This is a genomic window from Pseudomonas sp. AD21, assembly GCF_002878485.1.
Classification (GTDB): Bacteria; Pseudomonadota; Gammaproteobacteria; order Pseudomonadales; family Pseudomonadaceae; genus Aquipseudomonas.
The window spans coordinates 14205-33875 of the sequence record NZ_NQYG01000008.1; the positions used below are offsets into that span (position 1 = coordinate 14205).

20 protein-coding genes are annotated in these 19671 nt (G+C 61.2%); 13 read left to right on the plus strand and 7 right to left on the minus strand.

The window, feature by feature from the left end; genetic code table 11:
• Positions 1 to 2 precede the first annotated feature (2 nt).
• The 9 genes from PseAD21_RS07050 (at position 3) to PseAD21_RS07090 (ending at position 8617) form a co-directional block, all read left to right on the plus strand.
• A complete protein-coding gene (locus tag PseAD21_RS07050; protein ID WP_102355062.1) occupies positions 3 to 1802 on the plus strand; it encodes a DUF2341 domain-containing protein in 1800 nt (599 codons plus the stop codon).
• Positions 1803 to 1813: 11 nt separating this feature from the next.
• The gene (locus PseAD21_RS07055; RefSeq protein ID WP_003224462.1) at positions 1814 to 2239 is read left to right on the plus strand and encodes a biopolymer transporter ExbD; all 426 of its coding nucleotides are present in this window, start codon (positions 1814 to 1816) and stop codon (positions 2237 to 2239) included.
• A gap of 3 nt (positions 2240 to 2242) precedes the next feature.
• The gene (locus PseAD21_RS07060; RefSeq protein ID WP_102355063.1) at positions 2243 to 2947 is read left to right on the plus strand and encodes an energy transducer TonB; all 705 of its coding nucleotides are present in this window, start codon (positions 2243 to 2245) and stop codon (positions 2945 to 2947) included.
• 54 nt (positions 2948 to 3001) lie between these two features.
• A complete protein-coding gene (locus PseAD21_RS07065; protein ID WP_102355064.1) occupies positions 3002 to 4699 on the plus strand; it encodes a putative porin in 1698 nt (565 codons plus the stop codon).
• Between the two features lie 18 nt (positions 4700 to 4717).
• Complete coding sequence (locus tag PseAD21_RS07070) at positions 4718 to 5347, plus strand: DNA repair protein (protein ID WP_102355065.1); 630 nt, start codon at positions 4718 to 4720, stop codon at positions 5345 to 5347.
• Positions 5348 to 5367: 20 nt separating this feature from the next.
• Entirely contained in the window at positions 5368 to 5838 is a 471-nt protein-coding gene (locus tag PseAD21_RS07075; RefSeq protein ID WP_102355066.1) for a YbjN domain-containing protein, read from the plus strand.
• A complete protein-coding gene (locus PseAD21_RS07080) occupies positions 5835 to 6782 on the plus strand; it encodes a peptidylprolyl isomerase (RefSeq protein WP_102355067.1) in 948 nt (315 codons plus the stop codon). Before PseAD21_RS07075 ends, PseAD21_RS07080 begins: the two co-directional genes overlap by 4 nt.
• Before the next feature lie 161 nt (positions 6783 to 6943).
• Positions 6944 to 7924 (plus strand): LysR family transcriptional regulator, encoded by a 981-nt coding sequence (locus PseAD21_RS07085; RefSeq protein ID WP_102355068.1) that lies wholly within the window; start codon positions 6944 to 6946, stop codon positions 7922 to 7924.
• 174 nt (positions 7925 to 8098) lie between these two features.
• Complete coding sequence (locus PseAD21_RS07090; protein WP_102355069.1) at positions 8099 to 8617, plus strand: GNAT family N-acetyltransferase; 519 nt, start codon at positions 8099 to 8101, stop codon at positions 8615 to 8617.
• Between the two features lie 22 nt (positions 8618 to 8639).
• Here PseAD21_RS07090 and PseAD21_RS07095 read toward each other — a convergent pair whose 3' ends face one another.
• The 5 genes from PseAD21_RS07095 to PseAD21_RS07115 all read right to left on the minus strand — a co-directional run bounded on the left by PseAD21_RS07095 (position 8640) and on the right by PseAD21_RS07115 (position 13342).
• Positions 8640 to 9332: an aspartate/glutamate racemase family protein gene (locus PseAD21_RS07095; RefSeq protein ID WP_102355070.1), complete on the minus strand. Its 693-nt coding sequence runs from the start codon at positions 9330 to 9332 to the stop codon at positions 8640 to 8642.
• A gap of 147 nt (positions 9333 to 9479) precedes the next feature.
• Positions 9480 to 10448: a halovibrin HvnC gene (locus PseAD21_RS07100; protein WP_102355071.1), complete on the minus strand. Its 969-nt coding sequence runs from the start codon at positions 10446 to 10448 to the stop codon at positions 9480 to 9482.
• 59 nt (positions 10449 to 10507) lie between these two features.
• Entirely contained in the window at positions 10508 to 10969 is a 462-nt protein-coding gene (locus PseAD21_RS07105; RefSeq protein ID WP_102355072.1) for a DUF2599 domain-containing protein, read from the minus strand.
• On the minus strand, positions 10966 to 11895 hold the full coding sequence (locus PseAD21_RS07110) for a halovibrin HvnC (protein ID WP_102355073.1): 930 nt from the start codon (positions 11893 to 11895) through the stop codon (positions 10966 to 10968). The genes PseAD21_RS07105 and PseAD21_RS07110 overlap by 4 nt, the downstream gene beginning before the upstream one ends.
• Before the next feature lie 55 nt (positions 11896 to 11950).
• Complete coding sequence (locus PseAD21_RS07115) at positions 11951 to 13342, minus strand: hypothetical protein (RefSeq protein WP_102355074.1); 1392 nt, start codon at positions 13340 to 13342, stop codon at positions 11951 to 11953.
• Positions 13343 to 13556: 214 nt separating this feature from the next.
• Between PseAD21_RS07115 and PseAD21_RS07120 the strand changes: the two genes are divergently transcribed.
• Complete coding sequence (locus PseAD21_RS07120) at positions 13557 to 14048, plus strand: hypothetical protein (RefSeq protein ID WP_102355075.1); 492 nt, start codon at positions 13557 to 13559, stop codon at positions 14046 to 14048.
• 132 nt (positions 14049 to 14180) lie between these two features.
• Here PseAD21_RS07120 and PseAD21_RS07125 read toward each other — a convergent pair whose 3' ends face one another.
• Complete coding sequence (locus PseAD21_RS07125) at positions 14181 to 14402, minus strand: CcoQ/FixQ family Cbb3-type cytochrome c oxidase assembly chaperone (protein ID WP_102355076.1); 222 nt, start codon at positions 14400 to 14402, stop codon at positions 14181 to 14183.
• A 15-nt stretch (positions 14403 to 14417) separates the two neighbouring features.
• Positions 14418 to 15845: a cytochrome-c oxidase, cbb3-type subunit I gene (ccoN, locus tag PseAD21_RS07130; RefSeq protein WP_102355077.1), complete on the minus strand. Its 1428-nt coding sequence runs from the start codon at positions 15843 to 15845 to the stop codon at positions 14418 to 14420.
• A 347-nt stretch (positions 15846 to 16192) separates the two neighbouring features.
• On the opposite strand from ccoN, the gene PseAD21_RS07140 reads away from it, so the two are divergent.
• The 3 genes from PseAD21_RS07140 (at position 16193) to PseAD21_RS07150 (ending at position 19625) form a co-directional block, all read left to right on the plus strand.
• Positions 16193 to 17866: a nitrite/sulfite reductase gene (locus tag PseAD21_RS07140; RefSeq protein WP_102355078.1), complete on the plus strand. Its 1674-nt coding sequence runs from the start codon at positions 16193 to 16195 to the stop codon at positions 17864 to 17866.
• Positions 17863 to 18342, plus strand: coding sequence for a DUF934 domain-containing protein (locus tag PseAD21_RS07145; protein ID WP_102355079.1), 480 nt, complete (start codon positions 17863 to 17865; stop codon positions 18340 to 18342). Before PseAD21_RS07140 ends, PseAD21_RS07145 begins: the two co-directional genes overlap by 4 nt.
• A gap of 308 nt (positions 18343 to 18650) precedes the next feature.
• Positions 18651 to 19625 (plus strand): hypothetical protein, encoded by a 975-nt coding sequence (locus PseAD21_RS07150; RefSeq protein WP_102355080.1) that lies wholly within the window; start codon positions 18651 to 18653, stop codon positions 19623 to 19625.
• The last annotated feature ends 46 nt before the right edge of the window (positions 19626 to 19671 follow it).

Genomic DNA, 19671 nt, shown 5'->3' on the forward strand with positions numbered 1-19671 from the left:
TCATGCAGCGCCTCATTCTTTCGTTGTTGATCTGCCTGGGCTTCGTGCTCCCGGCCACGGCTCAGGCCTGGTGGCAGGACGACTGGCACTACCGCAAACAGATCGCCGTCGACACCACGCCGCAGGGCGCCGGGATCAATCAGGCGCTGGGCCGCACCGCGCTGCTGGTACGCCTGCACACCGGCAACTTCACCTTCGACGGCGTCAAGGAAGACGGTTCGGACTTGCGCTTCGTCGCTGCCGATGACAAGACCGTGCTCAACCACCAGATCGAAAGCTTCGACGCGCTGATGGGCATGGCGCTGATCTGGGTCGATGTGCCGAATGTCGAGGGCGGCCAGCGTCAGGACATCTGGATGTACTACGGCAACCAGAAGGCCCCGGCCACCGGCAACGGTCAACTGACGTTCGACCCCAATTACACCGCGCTGTATCACTTCGACGGTGCCACCGGCACCCCGGCCAAAGACACCACCGCCTATGGCAACACCGCGCAAAGCGCCACCGGTGCGGCGATTGACGGCGTGGTAGGGCGCGCCTTGCAGTTCAGCGGCCAGCCATTGCTGCTGCCGGCCAGTCCATCGTTGCAGCACAGCGCCGGTAGCGCGTTCACCTTCAGCGCCTGGTTGCGGCTGGATCAGGCCAATGGCGAACAACTGATTCTGGCCCGTCGTGAAGGCGCCAACAGCCTGCTGCTCGGCGTCAATCAAGGCGTGCCGTTCGTGGAGATCGACGGCCAGCGCGCGGTCGCCACTCAGGCGCTGAATCCCGGCCAATGGCAGCATGTCGCGCTGACGGCTGAGGGTTCGAAAGTCAGCCTCTACATCAACGGTCGTGAAGGCGCGACCCTCGCTCAGGCGATGCCGGCGTTCAATTCGGTGTTGGCCATCGGCGCCGACCTGCACGAAGGTCCGTTCCAGCCGTTCGTGGGCGCCATCGATGAACTGCGCCTGTCGAAAGTCGCTCGTCCGGCGCCGCTGCTGCTGGCGGACGCGACCTCGCAAGGCGCCGAGTCGAAACTGGTGGCCTACGGCGTCGACGAAGAACAGTCCGGTTTCGGTTTCGGCAGCCTCGGTTTCCTGCTCAACGCGGTGCCGGTGGACGCCTGGGTGATCATCGCCGTGCTGGTGCTGATGATGTTCCAGTCGTGGATCATCATGCTGCGCAAGAACCACACCCTCAGCCGTGTCAGCAAGGCCAACGAGGACTTCCGCGAGCAGTTCGCCAAGGTCGGCACGCGCCTGGAAATGTTCGCCGATGACGCGCAACTGGCCCAGCGTCTGCAGCATTCGCCGCTGTGGCGTCTGTACTCGGTGGCAGTCAAGGAGATCCGCACCCGCCGCGAGCAGGGCGCCGATACGTCCTCGGTGTCTGCCGCGACCATTGAAGCCATCCGCTGCTCGATGGACGGCGTGCGCACCCGCGAGAACCAGGCCCTCAGTTCGAAACTCTCGACCCTGTCCAACGCCATCGCCGGCGGCCCGTACATCGGCCTGCTCGGGACCGTGCTGGGGATCATGGTGGTGTTCCTCGGCACGGCGATGGCCGGCGACGTCAACATCAATGCGATCGCGCCCGGCATGGCCGCTGCGTTGCTCGCCACCGCGATGGGCCTGTTCGTCGCGATCCCGGCGCTGTTTGGCTACAACCGCCTGATTACCCGCAACAAGGAAGTCAGCGCCGACATGCGCGTGTTCGTCGACGAGTTCATCACCCGTCTGGCGGAGATGCACGGCGAAGGCCAGTCCAGTGAAGCGGCGCATCAGCGCGGCCATCACGCCAACCACTCCGTACCGGCCTGAGGAGCACTGACATGGCGTCTGTAAATGCCTCCCACGACGATGACGAAGATGCAGCGGTGGACAGCATCAACATCACCCCGCTGGTGGACGTGCTGATGGTGGTGCTGGTGATGTTCATCCTCACCGCCACCGCGCAGGTCTCCGGGATCCAGATCAACTTGCCCAAGGCCAGCGCCTCGGTATCGCTGTCGGAAGCCAAGACCAAGGCGATTTCGGTCAATGACGGCGGCCAGGTGTTCCTCGATGCCTACCCGGTGACCCTCGCCGAGCTGGAAGAACGCCTGCGCATCGAGAAGGCGCAGAGCCCGGATTTCCCGGTGATCGTGCGCGGCGACGCGACGGTGCAGTACCAGAAAGTCATCGAAGTGCTGGATCTGTTGCGCCGGCTCGAACTGTCCCAGGTCGGTCTGGTGACCGGCAAACCGACGCAGGGCTGAGTCATGACCGCACAACTCCCGATCGAGCCGCTGCCGGTGAAGACGCCAGCGCTGCGTTATGCGAAGTGGGGCGCCGGGCTGGTCATCGGCGCGCTCGCCGCGTGGTTCCTGTGGCAGTGGGCCAACGACATGAGCGGCGTCCGTCGTGAAGCGCCGAAGGTGCCGACGATCATTCCGTTGCCGCCACCACCGCCGCCACCGCCGGAAAAACCGCCGGAGCCGGAAACCCCGGTGGAAGAAAAAATCGTCGAGCCCGAACCGACCCCCGAGCCGCAAGAGGTCAAGCCCGAAGAGCAAGCACCACCATCGCCAGCGGACGATCTGGCCAACCCGATGCAAATGGACGGCGACGCCCAGAGCGGCAGCGACGCGTTCAACATCGGCGCGGGCAAGGGCGGCGGCATGGCGGGGGCCGGGGGCGGACGCCTGGGCACCGGCACCTACAGCCAGTTCCTCGCGTTCACCTTTCAGAAGCTGCTGCGCGAGAACCCGGACCTGCGCAACCTCGCGTTCTCGTTGCAGGCCGATGTCTGGCTGAGCAGCGTCGGCGAGATCACTCGCGTGGAGCTGATCAAGTCCAGCGGCAACCCCGAGATCGACACCCAGGTGCTGGCGGCGCTGCGCAATGCGCCGCACCTGAGCGAACGGCCACCGGCCTCCATGACTTTGCCCGTGCGCCTGTCCCTGCAAGGGCGGCGTCCGGGTTAACCCAATTTATTTATCGCCAAGCATTCAAGCTTTGCCAAAAGGAGTTGTGTGCAGATGATTTCCAATGTGAATCGATTGTCCCTGGCGGTCGGCATGGTCATCGCGACCCTGGTCGGTCAGGCCGCGGCAGCGCCTGCGCCCTCGGAGAACGCCACGATCAATCTGATCCGCTTGCTGGTCGAGCAGGGCATTTTGAAACAGGACAAGGCCGACGCGCTGATCGCTCAGGCGCAGAACGAAGCGGCCCAGGCCAAACAGGCGGCGGCGTCCACCGCCGTCGCAGCAGGCCCGGTGGCCGCACCGGGCGATGTGCGCGTGCAGTACGTTCCGGCCGCGGTGCGCGATCAGATCCGCGATCAGGTCAAGGCCGAGGTCATGGCCACCGCCAAGCAGGAAAACTGGGCGGCGCCCAACACCTTCCCGGAGTGGACCTCGCGCATCAGTTTCGATGGCGATATCCGCCTGCGTGACGAATCACGCTACTACTCGGACAGCAACAGCAACGAGATCGTCGACTTCGCCAAGCTCAACAACAACGGCCCCTACGACGTGAACCCCAACAGCAGCACCAGCCTGCCGCCGCTGCTCAACACCCGCGAAGACCGCAGCAATCAATTTCGCATTCGCGCGCGCCTGGGCATGAAAGCCGAGATCGCGCCGCAGTGGACCGCCGGTATTCGCATTGGCACCGGTTCCGACAACAACCCGGTGTCGACCACCCAGAGCCTGGGCGGTGGTTTCGCCAAGAAAGACATCTGGCTCGATCAGGGTTACCTGAACTGGAAGCCGACGGATGAATTGACCGTGACCGGTGGCCGTTTCGCCAACCCGTTCATGTCCACCGACATGCTGTATTCCAACGACCTCAATTTCGACGGCGTGGCGGCGATTTTCGACCACAAGCTCAATCGCGATTGGGGCGTGTTTGGCACCGTCGGCGCGTTCCCGGTGGACTACACCAACGACACCAGCACCAGCAACGGCTTCGACAAGGAAGAAAGCGACAACAAGTGGCTGTACGGCGCGCAGATCGGCGCCAAGTGGGCGATCAACAGCAACAACCGCCTCAAGGGTGCCTTGGCCTACTACCGTTTCGACGACATTCAGGGCCAGCGCTCCAGCCCTTGCGAACCGTGGGCCGGCGCGCCGGGTTGCGACACCGACGGCTCGCGGGTGGCGTTCATGCAGAAGGGCAACAGCGTGTTCCTGCTGCGTGACATCACGCCGAACCCGGCCAATCCGACCACCACCCCGCAACCGCAATTCGTCGGTCTGGCCTCGGAGTTCAACCTGCTCGACCTGAACCTGGTGTGGGACGCCGACCTGCCGCAGGACTTCAAATTGCGCAGCCAGGGCAACTACATCCACAACCTTGGTTACGACGAAGGCGACATGCGCAAACGCTCCGAGGGACAGATCGTCAACAACCTCAACAGCAGCGGCGACATCGAAAGCGGCGCCAATGCGTGGATGGTGCAGTTCACCCTTGGCAACGCGCTGGACCTGAAACGACAGGGCGACTGGAACCTGTTCGCCGGCTACAAGTACATCCAGCCGGACGCCTTGCCTGACGGCTTCAACGATTCCTCGTTCCACCTCGGCGGCACCAACGCCAAGGGCTATTTCCTTGGCGGCAATTACGGTCTGGCGAAGAACGTCTATGCCACCGGCCGCTGGATGAGCACCGAGGCGGTGTACGGCGCGCCGTTTGATATCGACGTCTTGCAGCTTGAGATCAACACGCGCTTCTAAGGCGCCGGGAGTACGGTCATGCACGCACGAGTTTTACTGTTGGGGTTGAGTTTTTTCATCGCTCAAGGCGCCAGCGCCGAAGGCATGGAAGAGCGCTTGCGCACCCAACTGCGCAGCACCACGCAACAGTTGCAGGCCCTGCAAAGCCAGCAGGCCCAGGCCAGCGCCGCGCAACTGGCGGCGCAGAACGAAGCCAGGGCGGCGCAGGCGCAGATCAAGCAACTGACTGCTGAACTGGCCAAGGCCAAGGGCGTCGCCGAGCAGTTGGCCGACCAGCAGCAGATCCTGCACAGCCAGGCCCAGGCGCAAGTGGCGGCGAGCAACGAGCAGACCGGCAAGTTCAAGAAGGCCTACGACGAGTTGCTGGTCATGGCCCGTGCCAAAGAGGCAGAACGGTCTAAGCTTCAGGCGCAATTGGCTGAACGTGACACACAAGTGCAGCAATGTTCAGTCAAGAATCAGCAGATGTACGGCGTCGCCAAGCAGATTCTCACCGCCTACGAAAACATCGACGTGGCCGAGGTGATGAAAATCCGCCAGCCCTTTGCGGGCAGCGCCCGGGTCAAGTTCGACGAACTGGCTCAGGGGTTTGGTGACGAGCTGTACAAGACTCAATTCGACGCGCCGCAAGCCGCGCTCGCACACTGATTAACAAGGAAGAAGAACTCATGACTCAATTAATCACCCACGTTTCCCCGCAATCGCTGACTGAAGTCCTGCAAGCGGCCGGTTATCGCGTCAACCAGACCGAACAGAACGGCATCGTGCAGTTGCTCAGTGCCAGTCAGGGCATCGGTTATGCCGTGCGTTTCGGCAACCCGGCGGTGGAGCAGGGCAGCTATGTCGATTTCACGTTCAGCTGCGCGCTGCGGGTGCAAGGTGAGTTGCCACAGGGTGTGGCCGAACAGTGGAACGCCACTCGCCGGTTCGCGCGGTTGTCGTTGCAGGGCGAGTTTCTGGTGATGGAAATGGACGTGGTGGTGGCGGCCGGCGTGAGTAATGATCACCTGCGCGGCAATCTGGAACTGTGGGATCGCCTGCTGCAAGAATTCATCGTCTATCTGCGAGATTTCAGCCAGGCTGCGCAAGCCTCGACGGCCAAAGTTGCCATCGCCGAGCAAGAGGAAGTCGCACTGTGAAAAAGCCTGCCATGGTGATCGGCGCCGGGGCAGTGGCGCTGTTGGTGGTAGCCGTGGCGCTGGTGCTGCGACCGGGCACAGACCCGGTCGCCGCGCAGCCATCGTCGCCAGTGGCGGCGGTTGCTGCCGGGCCGGCAGTGGCGCGGCTGGGCAATCAGCAGGTAACGCCGCAGGAGTTGCAGGCGTTGCTGGAGACCGTTCCGCCGGCGACTCGCGAGCAACTGCGCGGCAACCGTGAAGCGCTGGAGCGCTGGCTGCGTACGCGTCTGGCGGAGAAGGCCGTGCTCGAACAGGCCGATGCCCAGGGCTGGGCGCAGCGTCCGGACGTGGCGCGGCAAACCCGTGCGGCCACCGAGCAGATCGTCTTCCGTGATTACCTGCGCTCGGTCAGCGAAGTGCCGGCGGACTACCCGAGTGCGGCTGAGTTGCAGCAGGCCTACGACGCCGGCAAGGCCGAATGGCAAACCCCGGCGTTGTACCGGGTGAGCCAGATTTTCCTCGCCGTGAATGACCCGCAGAACGTCGAAGCAGTGCGCAAACAGGCAACGGAGCTGAGCAAAAAGGCTCAGGCCACGCCGGGGGACTTTGCCGCGCTGGCGACCCAGTACTCGCAGGACCGGCTGACCGCCGAGCGCGGCGGTGACACCGGACTGCAACCCTTGCAGCAGTTGGTGCCGCAGGTGCGCAGCGCGGTGGCGCGGCTCAAGGTCGGCGCGGTGTCTGAACCGCTGCAGAGCGCCGCCGGGTTCCACGTGATCAAACTCACCGAACAGCAACCGGCGCGCACCGCGACCCTCGACGAATTGCGTGACCAATTGACCCAGGCCTTGCGTGCCCAGCGTCAGGAGCAGATTGCCCAGGCGTATCTGGACGGGATGCTCAACACGGCGACGCTGAGTATCGACGGGGCTGAGCTGAACAAGGTCCTGGAAGAGAAACTCTGATCGTGATTCACCGCAAATCCCGGGTGGGAGCGGGCTTGCTCGCGAAAGCGGTGTGTCATTCAACAAATAAGTTGGCTGGCATGGCCCCTTCGCGAGCAAGCCCGCTCCCACATTAGAACCGTGGCGTTTTCCAAAATACAAAGATCGACAGGGAGTCATCGATGTCATTCACCGAACCCGCAGGACGGCAGGCCAGCCCCGATTACCGTTGGGCGCAGGGCGAGCGCGAGCCGTGGCTGGCGCAAGCTGCGACCCTCGATGCCGACGTCGCACAATACTTTCTGGTCAGTGCCCGCTGCGGCTGTTTCATGCAGGCGGCGCGCAGCCTCAACGTGCGTTCGACCTTGCTGCGCAAGCAACTGGCACAACTTGAACAAGCGCTGCAGCACTCGCTGTTCAGCTTTCAGGGCAGCGCCCTGAGCCTGACCCGCGAGGGTCAGCAACTCCAGGCGCAACTGGTGGCGCTGGCCCACGAACGCAAACTGCCAGTGGTCGAGCAACCGCTGATCCGCCTGGCCGTCGCCGAGTCGATCCTGCATGACATCCTCGGTCGCGACCTGATCGCGCTGCTGCGCCGCAACGCCAGCGTGCGCCTGGAAGTCATCGCTCTGGACAGCGAACTGGCGCTGCGTGCGGTCAGTGCCGACGTGGTGCTGTGGCTGGCCCACGGCGAAACCCCCAGCCCCGGTCCGACCTTTGCCACCAGCCAGCCACAGGCACTGGCGCGCCTGGACTATCTGCCGCACATCGCCAAACGCTATTCCCGCGTCACCGCCCGCCCGGCCAGTGCCGACGACCTGACTGACTTCATGTTGGTGCAATGGCAACACGACCGGCAGATCGACAGTTTCCGGCCGTGGAATGAGCTGGTCGAACAGCGTCTGGCCGGCGTGGTGCAGATGCAGTCCTATGAGCTGATGCTGGAAATGATCCGCTGCAGTGCTTGCATCGGTTTGCTGCCGGCGTACATGAGTCGTTTTGATCGCGGGCTGATTGCACTGCCGGGGCTGTTCGATGAGCCGATGCAGCTACAGGCATGGCTGGCGGTCAACGTTGAATCGCGAGACGTCGCCGAAGTGCAGACCCTGGTCGAACTGATCCAGCGCACCTTCAACGAACGCCACGAATGGTTCCAGAGCTGAACACATAACCCCTGTGGGAGCGGACTTGCTCGCGAATGCGGTGTGTCATTCAAAGACAAGGTGTCTGACACGGCCCCTTCGCGAGCAAGCCTGCTCCCACAGTTTTGACCTCGCCAAATTGATAACTGGCAGTTTAGAGTGATTGGCCACACATCGATCCAGGAAGGATCCGCCATGCCCGACCACAACCCCGCCATCAAAATCGAACGCTTCAACGAATCGCACATTGCAGGCATCACTGCGCTGTACAACGATCCGGCCGTGACCCGGCAGGTGTTGCAGATGCCGTTTCAGTCCGCTGAGGTGTGGCGCAAACGCCTGGCGCCGGACAACGAACGGGTGGTGCAGCTGGTGGCGCTGCATGAGGGTGTGGTCATTGGCAATCTGGGGCTGGAGCAGTATTCACGGATTCGCCGCAGCCACGCCGGCAGCGTCGGCATGGGCGTCGCCGTGGCGTGGCAGGGCAAGGGTGTGGGCTCAAAACTGTTGGCGACCGCGCTGGACGTCGCCGACAACTGGATGAACCTGCACCGCGTCGAACTCACGGTCTACGCCGACAACGAAGCGGCTATCGGTCTGTACCGCAAGTTCGGCTTCGAGAACGAAGGCCTGTTCCGTGACTACGCCGTACGCGACGGGCAATGGGTCGACACCCTGAGCATGGCCCGTCTGCGCAGCCGCGTCACCGCCTGACTCAGCCGCGCCAACCCCTGACTCAATCGTCCAGGGCGAACGCCACCGCCGACTGCGCATGCAGCTCGGTGGTGTCGAGCAGGGGCAGGGCGCTGTGTTCGGGTTTGACCAGCAGGCCGATTTCCGTGCAGCCGAGAATGATCGCCTGAGCGCCGCGTGCGGTCAGTGATTCGATCACTCGCTGATAGATCTTGCGCGACTCATCGCTGATCACCCCGACGCACAGTTCGTCGTAGATGATCCGGTGCACGTCCTTGCGCTCGGCCGCGTCCGGCACCAGCACCGTCAAGCCCTTGGCAATCAGGCGCTGCTTGAGAAAGTCCTGCTCCATGGTGAACGCTGTGCCGAGCAGGCCGACCGTGTGCGCCTCGATGTCCAGCGCCGCCTGCGCCGCCGGTTTGGCGATGTGCAGGAACGGGATGCTGATCGCTGCCTGAATCTGTTCCGCCACCTTGTGCATGGTGTTGGTACACAGCACTACGCATTCCGCGCCGCCGGCCTCCAGCCTGCGCGCCGCATCCACCAGAATCGCCGCCGCATCGTCCCAGCGCCCGGCATGCTGGGCCTGTTCGACCGGGCCGAAGTCGACGCTGTGCATCAACAGTTGTGCCGAGCGCAGCGGGCCGAGGCGATCGCGCACTTGTTGATTGATGAGGCGATAGTATTCGGCGCTGGACTCCCAGCTCATGCCGCCGATCAGGCCGATGGTGCGCATTGAAATTCCTCTGGCTTGGACCTGGAACGAACCACCAAGTCTGAACAGAGTGTCCATTTGTTCATCGAAGGACGCCAGCGTAAATCAGCTGTACTGCCAATCCTTCTGCCAGGTGTAACGGTGCCGTTCGCCTTCAACCGCCGCTGTTCATTGTGTAACCACTTGATCCGCTGGCGCGAACGTAAAGCTCGCCGCACCCCCGTTACTGGCGGAGGGTGTCAACCGAATGATGGGCACGAGGATTCTCGGGTTGGTCGAGTTATAGAAGTCGCGCTGGTTGTATTGCGCGTCCGCCAGGCCGGCGTTGGCGCCTCCATAAACATAGAAGAACGCCATGATGGGGAATCGGTTGGGAGGAAAACTCGAAGCACATGATTTTGCCGGGTCGGGGGAGGTCGGATTGCACCAGGTTTTTATCAGCAACTCATTGTGTTCATTGTAGCCAGTGAGACTCACAAACGCCCTGGCGCGCACGGATTGATAAAACGCCGGGCCCGCCAGATGATTGCGCTCGTCTCTGACGTCAAAGCCACATTGCCGCTGGTGCGGGTTGCCTCCCGCTATCCTCCAGACCGCATACCATTGCTCTGCGGTGGTGACACCGGCGTTCTGGCAGAGCTGACTTTGCACGGGATAGCTCGGGTGGGCAGCGCAGACGGCGTCAGCCCGGCGTGTCCAGGTCCAGGCATCGTAGGCATAGGCACACAGATAATCGAGGTCAAGCTTGTCTTGGGGGGACTCAAAGATCGGATAAACAATGTAGCCGTTGCCATTGCCCCAGGCGAGTCGGCCGAAGTCGGCATCCTGACGCAGGTAGGAAAAGGACACGCCTCCACTGGTCACAGATGTCGGGCTTGGGTCCCAAACCTTGTATTTGTTGGCGGGATCTTTGACCGTCACCCGCAGGGTCACACCGGAACACAGGAACGCTGGCTGGGAGTCGCTCTTGTTGCAGTTGGGAAATTTGCGCCCGTAAAGCGTATTGAGCTGAGTGGCGATGGCCGGGCCGTTGAGCACCTCAACACCACTGACGCCGATGGCCACCGGCGGTTGGGTTGCGGTCTGCACGCAACCCATCAGTAATGCAATAAAAAACGCTGCGGCTATTTTTCTCATGATGAGCCTCTGGCCTGAAATGGGGATTGTGTTTGTCAGTTCAAAAACGCGGTTAAGCGTTACGGTGCAGGTTCAGGCAACGGCTCGACAGGGTTGCAGCCGGCTGCCAGCGTTCGGGCATATCCCACGTCAGGCCGCCACGGTTCGATGTTCCACTCCGGTTTGTCGCGGGTGATCGCCAGGTGGCAGATCAATTGATGGCGAAGACCGTGGGTATTGGACCAGTAGCGGCTGTTGGAGTAGTCCCTCAGCAATTCATCCATCAGAAACGGCGTTGCTTGTTCCGGGGTACGACGTGCACAGGGCGTTGGGGTGATGGCAAACACCCACTCATCGTCACGGTAGAGCCATTTCGCACTTGCGATGTATCGAGTACAGCGCTCCACGGTCACGATGACGGAGTCCGGTTCCGTTGCCTGTGCGATTGCAGGGGCACCGAAGGGCAGCGCCATGCAGCGATTGAGCAAGGCAATCAAGGTGAAACCTGATCTTTCTCGCCCGTTTTGTTGGTGCAAATTCATTGAGCCACCGCCTGATCTGCTGCCGAATAGGTGAAAGCCGCCGGCGCTGCGGCGCTTGTCGCAGGCGTCAGGCGAATAATGGGGACGACGATTTTCGGGGTGGTCGAGTTGTAGAAGTCACGCTGGTTGTACTGCGCGTCTGCCAGGCCGGCATTGGTGCCGCCGGCGATAAAGAAAAAGGCCATGATCGGAAGCTGGTTGGCGCTCCCGGCTGCCCAAGTGCTGATAATGACTTCGTTCTGTTCGCCGAAGCCGGTCTCTCCCAGCAACGTCTTGGCTCTGAGAGATTGATAAAATGCCGGGCCTGCGAGGTGGTTACGTTCATCCCTGACATCGAAGTCGCATTGACGAAGATTTTTGTTCTCGTATGAATAATCCCAGGCTGCCTTGAACTGCTCAGCGGTTAAAACACCGGCATCCTGACAATGGCCACTGACGTTCGGATATTGCGGAGTGGGAACGCACACAGCGGTTGCGCTGCGATGCCAGCCCCACGCGTCCATGGGGTAAGAGCACAACACTTGGAGCTGAAGCTTGCCCGCCGGTTGTTCCAGGAACGGGTAAACGATATAGCCGTTACCGTAACCCCATGCCAGTCGGCCGAAATTGGCATCCTGGCGCAGGTACGAGAATGAAACACCACCGCTTTTTACCGAGGTTGGGCTCGGATCCCAGACTTTGTATTGGCCTGCCGGATCCCTGGCGGTGACCCGCAGTGTCACACCTGAACACAAAAAGGCCGGTTGTGAATCGATCTTGTTGCAGTTGGGAAACTGCCGTGCATAAAGCGTGTTCAGATAGGTCGCGATAGCAGGACCAGTGCGGGGCCGGGCATTGTTGACGCCAATCTCGGTTGGCAGCTGGGTGGCGGTTTGAGAGCAGCCCCATAGCAGCGCGATGAGCAGTGACAGCAGCAATTTACTCATGAGAACCCCTGTTTAGTGCAATATCGCGCGTTGTTCCGGGATAGGCTTCGAAGTGTTAAAGAGTCACTCGCAGGTACCAGGAAAAAATGATTGGTTCGCCCGTGCCCGTCTTTCTGAGGGTGTAATTGAACAGGCCGGGTTTTCCCCTGTTCGGCGGGATCCAGCTCGACGGGACGACGACGTCGGTATAGGACGACGGCTGGGTGATGAAGAATTCCTCGCTGTCATAGCGGATCGTTTCAACGGTCAGCGATATTCGTACTTTGTAAGTACCGTCCAGCGTCGGGTAGTACGTTCTCAGGTTGTCCTTGGCGGCATTCAGCGTCGGTTCCGGCAGGTGATGCCTTTGTCCGGTAATGGTTATGTTCAGCGGTTTGGACGGGCGATCCTCGGTGGTGTCCGGTAAACGGACGGTGTAGTACACCTTGGCGCTGCTGCCAACGGTGTCGACCACTTCTTCGCGCGGAATCCGAAACTGCAAGGTCTGCCCGACAGCGGTGACGATTTGAACCTCACTGGCATAAGTGGTATTGCGGCCTATCCAGTAGACCTTCACCGATTGCCGCGGCGCCGAGCCGGTGTATTTCACTTCGACGGTCGCGTACTGGGCTGCATAGAAGTCGCGAACAAAATTCAGCACAGTGCCGTTGGCGTCTCTGGCTTCGAGCACTGTGGGGGCAAGCAAATCCAGCACCGGCCGACGAATATGCACATCGACGTAGGTGGTTGCCGACCAGATCGCCTGTGGCCCCGAGGAGTTGCCGAGCAGGTCGGTGACGCGAAAACGCAAGGCGAACCGGGCATTGTCCTGCCAGAAGTCATTGGTGGTCAGCGTGATCACCACTTGACCGACGGCAGCCTGTGCCTCGGTCACGGTATGCTGGATATTGCGCCCGTCAAGATCGACAGTGATGACGTCCCCCGCCCGCATGTAGACATAGCTCAGCCTAGCGGCCACGCCTTGTGCCGCACGTGCTGCATCGATGCCTTCGGTGATGACATCGGCCGGCAGGGCCTTCAGCAAGTTCGGATTATCACCGCCCCCGGCGATCTCTCCACCTGGGCGAGGTGTATGGAAGAGCACACGTAACGGCTCTGAAGTTTCGGGCATCGGTTGCGTGATCCGCGCCACCCGCAGGCGCAGCAGGTTGATTCCATCCCTCAGCAACGACGCCGCAAAACTCATGCTGAACGGTTGATTCAGCTGCGTTGGTCCGATGATTTGTGTGGCAACAATGGTTTGCGACTCGTTGAGCAGTAGCTGAGCACTGTCCTCCAGGCTCTGGTTGGTCCATGGATCGACAAGAATCCGGATAAGTCCACCGGCGACCAGCACGAGCGGAACCCCGCCGTCCGCATTCTGCGGATGCTCGATCGGTGACACCCACCCCGGAATCTTCACCGGGTCGATCTTCAGCAGTTGACTATCGTTGTTCTGGTTGGCCATTTCGTTCGCTCCGCAAAGGATTGCTCTCTGGTTTTATCTAAAACCTTCGCGTACCGCTTGCCTACTGTCAGATCTGACAGGTGGCCGCGCAAAAGACCTACCGTCCATCGTGCCAGTCCCAGATTGGTGCGGGTTGGCATTCGAGGTTTTACGCGCACTGGCGTGTTGATCTGTCACTATGAGTTTCGCAAGCTCTCCCCCGAGGAACGTACCGATGAACGACGTACAACAACTGGGCGAAATGCTTCGTCACTATGCCGAGAGTGAAGCGCACAAGAAGCAACTGTTCGAAACCCAGTCGCAGGCGTGGGCCAGCCGGATCACCGAGCTGTTCGGCCATATTCAGCAATGGCTGGAGCCGGTGCAGGCGCCGGACCTGCTGGAGGTGAGCCGCGAGGCCTACGTCGCGTTCGGGCCGAGCACGCCGGTGGAAACCTCGACCTTCAAGACCGAAAAACTGAGCATCGTGATTGCCGGCAAACCGGTGGAGTTCGTGCCGGATGTAATGGGCAGCGCCGGGCAGATTTCCCTGGCGGTGATGGGCCTGACGGCGGCGCGTTACGGCAGTATTTCGCTGGTGGGACTGCCGAACGGCGAGTGGCAATGGCGCAAGACCAACGGTTTGAAGGATCCGGACACCTTTGTGTTTGATGCGGATTTTCTGGCGCAGCAGTTGCAGAGCCTGATTCCGCGCGACCGTAACTAGATCTCAAGGACTTGCAAATTCCCCTTGTGGGAGCGGGCTTGCTCGCGAAGGCGGTGTGTCATTCAACTTTAGCGTTGGCTGATCAGACGCTATCGCGAGCAGGCTCACTCCTGCAGGTGGAAGGTGGTGTCGCTACATTTCGAGGTTGATCCAGCCCGGTTTTGCCTCTTCCGGCGCCACAGCCTTCACGGTCTTTCCGGTCGCCAGCTCCACCCGCCGCGCCACTTCCGGATCATCGGCAAACGGCACCATGCTCGCATCATCCAGGCTCTCTGAAGTCTGATGGCGCAGGCAGTACTCCACCGCCAGCCACAGAAACACCACCCCCAGCAGATTCAAGAAAAGTTCGAACATCTTCGGCTCCCTGCCTCAGGCGATCTGCGCCTGACTGCGCGCCAGCGCCACGTCGGCCACCCGCACTGTGCGCCAGACGTTGTAGGCCATCAGCAACATGCCGCTGAGGAAGAACACTCCGCCGGCAAAGCGCACGATGAACCCCGGATGGCTGGCCTGCAGCGCTTCGACGAACGAATAGGTCAGCGTGCCGTCCTCGTTGATCGCGCGCCACATCAGGCCCTGGGTGATACCGTTGACCCACATCGACGCGATGTACAGCACCGTGCCGATGGTCGCCAGCCAGAAGTGCAGGTTGATCAGCGGCGTGCTGTACATCTGCTCGCGGCCAAAGACTTTCGGCACCATGTGATAGGTCGCGCCGAAGGTGATCATCGCCACCCAGCCGAGCGCGCCGGCGTGGACGTGGCCGATGGTCCAGTCGGTGTAGTGGGAGAGGGCGTTGACCGTTTTGATCGCCATCATTGGGCCTTCGAAGGTCGACATGCCGTAGAACGCCAGCGACAGCACCAGAAAGCGCAGGATCGGGTCGGTGCGCAACTTATGCCAGGCGCCCGAGAGGGTCATCATGCCGTTGATCATCCCGCCCCAGCTGGGTGCCAGCAGGATCAGCGACATCGCCATGCCGAGTGACTGCGCCCAGTCCGGCAGCGCGGTGTAGTGCAAGTGGTGCGGGCCGGCCCAGATGTACAGGGTGATCAGCGCCCAGAAGTGCACGATCGACAACCGGTACGAATACACAGGACGGTTAACCTGCTTGGGCACGAAGTAATACATCATGCCGAGGAACCCGGTGGTCAGGAAGAATCCCACCGCGTTGTGCCCGTACCACCATTGCACCATGGCGTCGGTCGCCCCGGAATACACCGGATAGGATTTGAACCAGTCCACCGGGATCGACAGGTGATTGACCACGTGCAGCATGGCGATCACCAGAATGAACGCGCCGAAGAACCAGTTGCCGACGTAGATATGCTTGGTCTTGCGCTGCACCACGGTGGTGAAAAACACGATGGCATACGCGACCCAGACCACCGCCATCCACACCGCGCCGGAGAATTCGATCTCGGCGTATTCCTTGGTGGTGGTGTAGCCCATCGGCAGGGGGGTCAGCATGATCACGATCACCGATTGCCAGCCCCAGAAGGTGAAGGCCGCGAGTTTGTCCGAGTACAACCGTACCTGGCAGGTGCGCTGCACCGCGTAGTAACTGGCGGCGAATTGCGCGCTGCCGGCAAAGCCGAAAATCACCAGGCTGGTGTGCAGCGGCCGCAAACGGCCGAAGGTGGTCCACGGCAGGTCGAGGTTCATGTCCGGCCATACCAGTTGCGAGGCGATCCATACCCCCATCGCCATGCCGACGACACCCCAGAAAACCGTCGCGATAACGAATTGGCGGACGACCTTGTAGTTATAAGCCGGTCCGATTGTTGCTGTGCTCATGGTCAGTTCTTCCACGGTTGCAAAGTCTTGCCAGGCCACCCGGTCTGGCATGAGCTGCACTGTAGGAACACCGCCAGAAACAAAACAGGCTCAGGAATATTTCATTTGTACGGATCAGATCAAGGGGCTGCCTGCGGCGTTCTGCCGCGCCCTGATACGGTTTTTATCGTTTCAGGTGAATCTGTAACGTGCTGCGCCGTTCGGCCATAGTCTGGGAAAATCCTGTGGGAGCGAGCCTGCTCGCGAATGCGGAGTGTCAGACAATAAATCCGTTGCCTGACACTCCGCATTCGCGAGCAGGCTCGCTCCCACAGTTTTGATCTGTGATCAATTCTGATGAGGTGTGCATGTATCAATACGATGATTACGACCGGGCGCTGGTGTTCGAGCGCGTTGCGCAGTTTCGCGATCAGGTCGAGCGCTTCATGGCCGGCGAGTTGAGCGAGGAGGAGTTCCTGCCGCTGCGCCTGCAGAACGGCCTGTACATGCAAAAGCACGCGTACATGCTGCGGGTGGCGATTCCCTACGGCACGTTGAGTGCCGAACAGATGCGCACCCTTGCGAGCATCGCCGCCGATTACGATCGCGGTTACGGCCACTTCACCACCCGGCAGAACCTGCAATTCAACTGGATCGAACTGAGCGAAGTGCCGGACATTCTCGAACGTCTGGCGCAGGTCAACATGCATGCGATCCAGACCTCCGGCAACTGCGTGCGCAACATCACCACCGAGGCCTTTGCCGGGGTCGCGGCGGACGAGATGATCGATCCGCGTCCGTTGGCAGAAATCCTCCGGCAGTGGTCGACGATCAACCCGGAATTCCTCTTCCTGCCACGCAAGTTCAAGATCGCCATTTGCTCGGCGAAGCAGGATCGCGCGGCGATCATGATGCACGACATCGGCCTGTATCTTTATCCCGGGCGCGAGGGGCAAATGCTCCTGCGGGTGATCGTCGGCGGCGGGTTGGGGCGCACGCCGATTCTCGGTCTGCAGATCCGCGAAGGCTTGCCGTGGCAGCATCTGTTGTCTTACGTCGAAGCGATCTTGCGGGTCTACAACCGCCATGGCCGGCGTGACAACAAGTACAAGGCGCGGATCAAGATTCTGGTCAAGGCGCTGGGCATCGAGGCGTTCGCCCGGGAAGTCGAAGAAGAATGGCAGCACCTCAAGGATGGCCCGGCGCAGTTGACCGAGGCTGAATACGAGCGGGTCGCCAGTGCGTTCGTGCCGCCGATCTATCACACCCTGGCCGACACTGATCTGGACTTCGGCACGCGCCTGGCCGAGAGCCCGGCGTTCGCTCGTTGGGTGGCGCGTAACGTGCAACCGCACAAAAAACCCGGTTACACCAGCGTGGTGCTGTCGACCAAACCGGGCCTGGCCGCGCCGCCGGGGGATGTTACCGGACAGCAGATGCTGGCCGTCGCCGACTGGTCGGAGCGCTTCGGTTTTGGCGAGATTCGCATCGCCCACGAACAGAACATCGTCCTGCCCGATGTACAGAAGTCTGACCTGTACCCGCTCTGGCAACTGGCCTGCGAGCGTGGCCTGGGCAGTGCCAATGTCGGTCTGCTGACCGACATCATCGCCTGCCCGGGCGGCGATTTCTGTGCGCTGGCCAACGCCAAATCGATCCCGATTGCCCAAGCGATTCAGGCGCGATTCGACAACCTCGACTACCTGCACGACCTGGGCGACATCAGCCTGAACATCTCCGGCTGCATCAACGCCTGCGGCCACCACCACATCGGAAATATCGGCATCCTCGGCGTCGATAAAAACGGCAGCGAGTGGTATCAGATCACCCTCGGTGGCGCGCAGGGTAAAAACAGCACGCTGGGCAAAGTCATCGGCCCGTCGTTCAGCGCTGCCGAAGTGCCGCAGGTGATCGAGCGGATCATCGGCACCTTTGTGCGTTACCGCGAAAGCGAGGAGCTGTTTGTCGACACCGTGGCGCGCATTGGCCTGGAACCGTTCAAGGAGCGGGTCTACCCGAAAGCGCTGGAGGTGACGGCATGAACAATCTGCTGCGGTTGGAACAGGGCGTCGCGCGGCAAGTCGAGGACGATCCGTGGACGCTGGTGCGTGACCCGGAGCAGGGCAGGTCGCAAGGGTTGCTGATCCTGCCGCTGGCGCACTGGCTGCAGTCGCCCTCGACCCACGCGGTGTGGCTGGGGCCGGACGATGAGGTTGAAAGTGTGGTGCCGTGGCTGGCTTCGCTGCCGTTGATTGCCCTGGACTTCCCGAACTTTCGCGACGGTCGCGCCTACAGCCAGGCGTATCTGCTGCGCAGCCGTTTTGGTTGGGCCGGGGAGCTACGGGCGATCGGCGATGTGTTGCGTGATCAGCTCAGCCACATGCGCCAGTGCGGGTTCGACAGCTTTGCGGTGCGTGAGGACAAGTCGGCTGAAGATGCGCTGAAAGGGCTGGCTGGAATGAGCGTGCTGTACGGCCGCTCCGTCATTGAACCGCGCCCCTTGTTCCGCAGACGCTGACATATCCAATGCCTGATAAATACTTTGTGGTGAGGGGATTTATCCCCGATGGGCTGCGAAGCGGACCTAAAACCTGCCAAAGCATTTCTTCAGCTAAAACCTGTTGGCGGGTTCTGCGGCCGCTGCGCAGCCGGTCGGGGATAAATCCCCTCACCACAATTGTCTAGTGGCCCCTTCAATACAGGGGAAACCCTTAGATCCCGCACCATTCCCGGATTTTCCCTTGGGTCGATGCTGGCCTTTTGGTAGAGTCCCCGTCGCCAGCGGGTTTTCGGCTGGACGACGGAACGAAGAAGGGAGTCTGGGTAGTGAGTGCGGGCAAAAAGATTTTGGGCCTCACGGCAATGCTGTTGATGCTGACGCTGTGGGCCAGTTACTTCTATGTGATCAAGGAAAACCGCGACGGCCAGTTGGGCGGCGCCGGTGAAAGCACTGCGTGGTGCGGCACGCCGCCGTCCACCGAAGCGGCGTTGCTGGGCAAGGATCAACTGACCTTGCGCGTGACCAACAACCTGCGCGGCGAGTTCATGCTCAGTGGCTCGCTGGTGGTCTCTGAACGCACCTTCAACCGCTATGACCTGGGTCGCAACGAACTGCGCCTGCGTCTGGAACCCTTGCAGTGGTCGTACGGCGTCACGCCGATCTTCCTTGAGCAGGTCAAGGTTCAGCCGCTGAGCCGCAACCTCGCGTCGCCGACGAAGAGCGCTTACGCCGAACTCGAGCCAAGGCCGATCGGCGTACAGGGTCAGGTCACCGAATTCCCCTTCGACACGTATCGCTACGGCTACAAGCCGGTGCTGTATTACCTCAAGGGCAGCGAGCGCATCGACCTGCGCTTCAAGAACATCACCACGCTGATGGAGATGTCCAACACCTTCACGCCGATCCAGAAGTACAACCGCGTCGAGTACATCAACGAGAAAAACTCGATGATCCGCGACGAGGACTACAAGGCCTACGGTCCGCACGAATGCGCATTCAGCGTCGAGCGCAAAGGCTCGTTCAAGGTGGTGGTGCTGTTGTTGCTGCTGGTGCTTTGCCTGCCGTTGTTGCACGTGTTCTATCGCGACGAACCGGGAATCGATTTCCTTGCGACGCTGGTAGCGATTGCCGTGGTGCGCGTGGTGCTGGTGGGGCCGGTGCAGGACTTCCAGCTGTACAACATCGACTTCCTGTTTGGCGCGGCAATCCTGCTGGTGGGCTCGGTGTCGCTGATCAAGGCGATGCGCGCCAACAGTCGGCGGGAGATGGCGTTGAAGAGCGGCGAGACGTCTTCCTGGTAACGCCACTGTAGGAGTGAGCCTGCTCGCGATCGCAATGGGTCAGTGA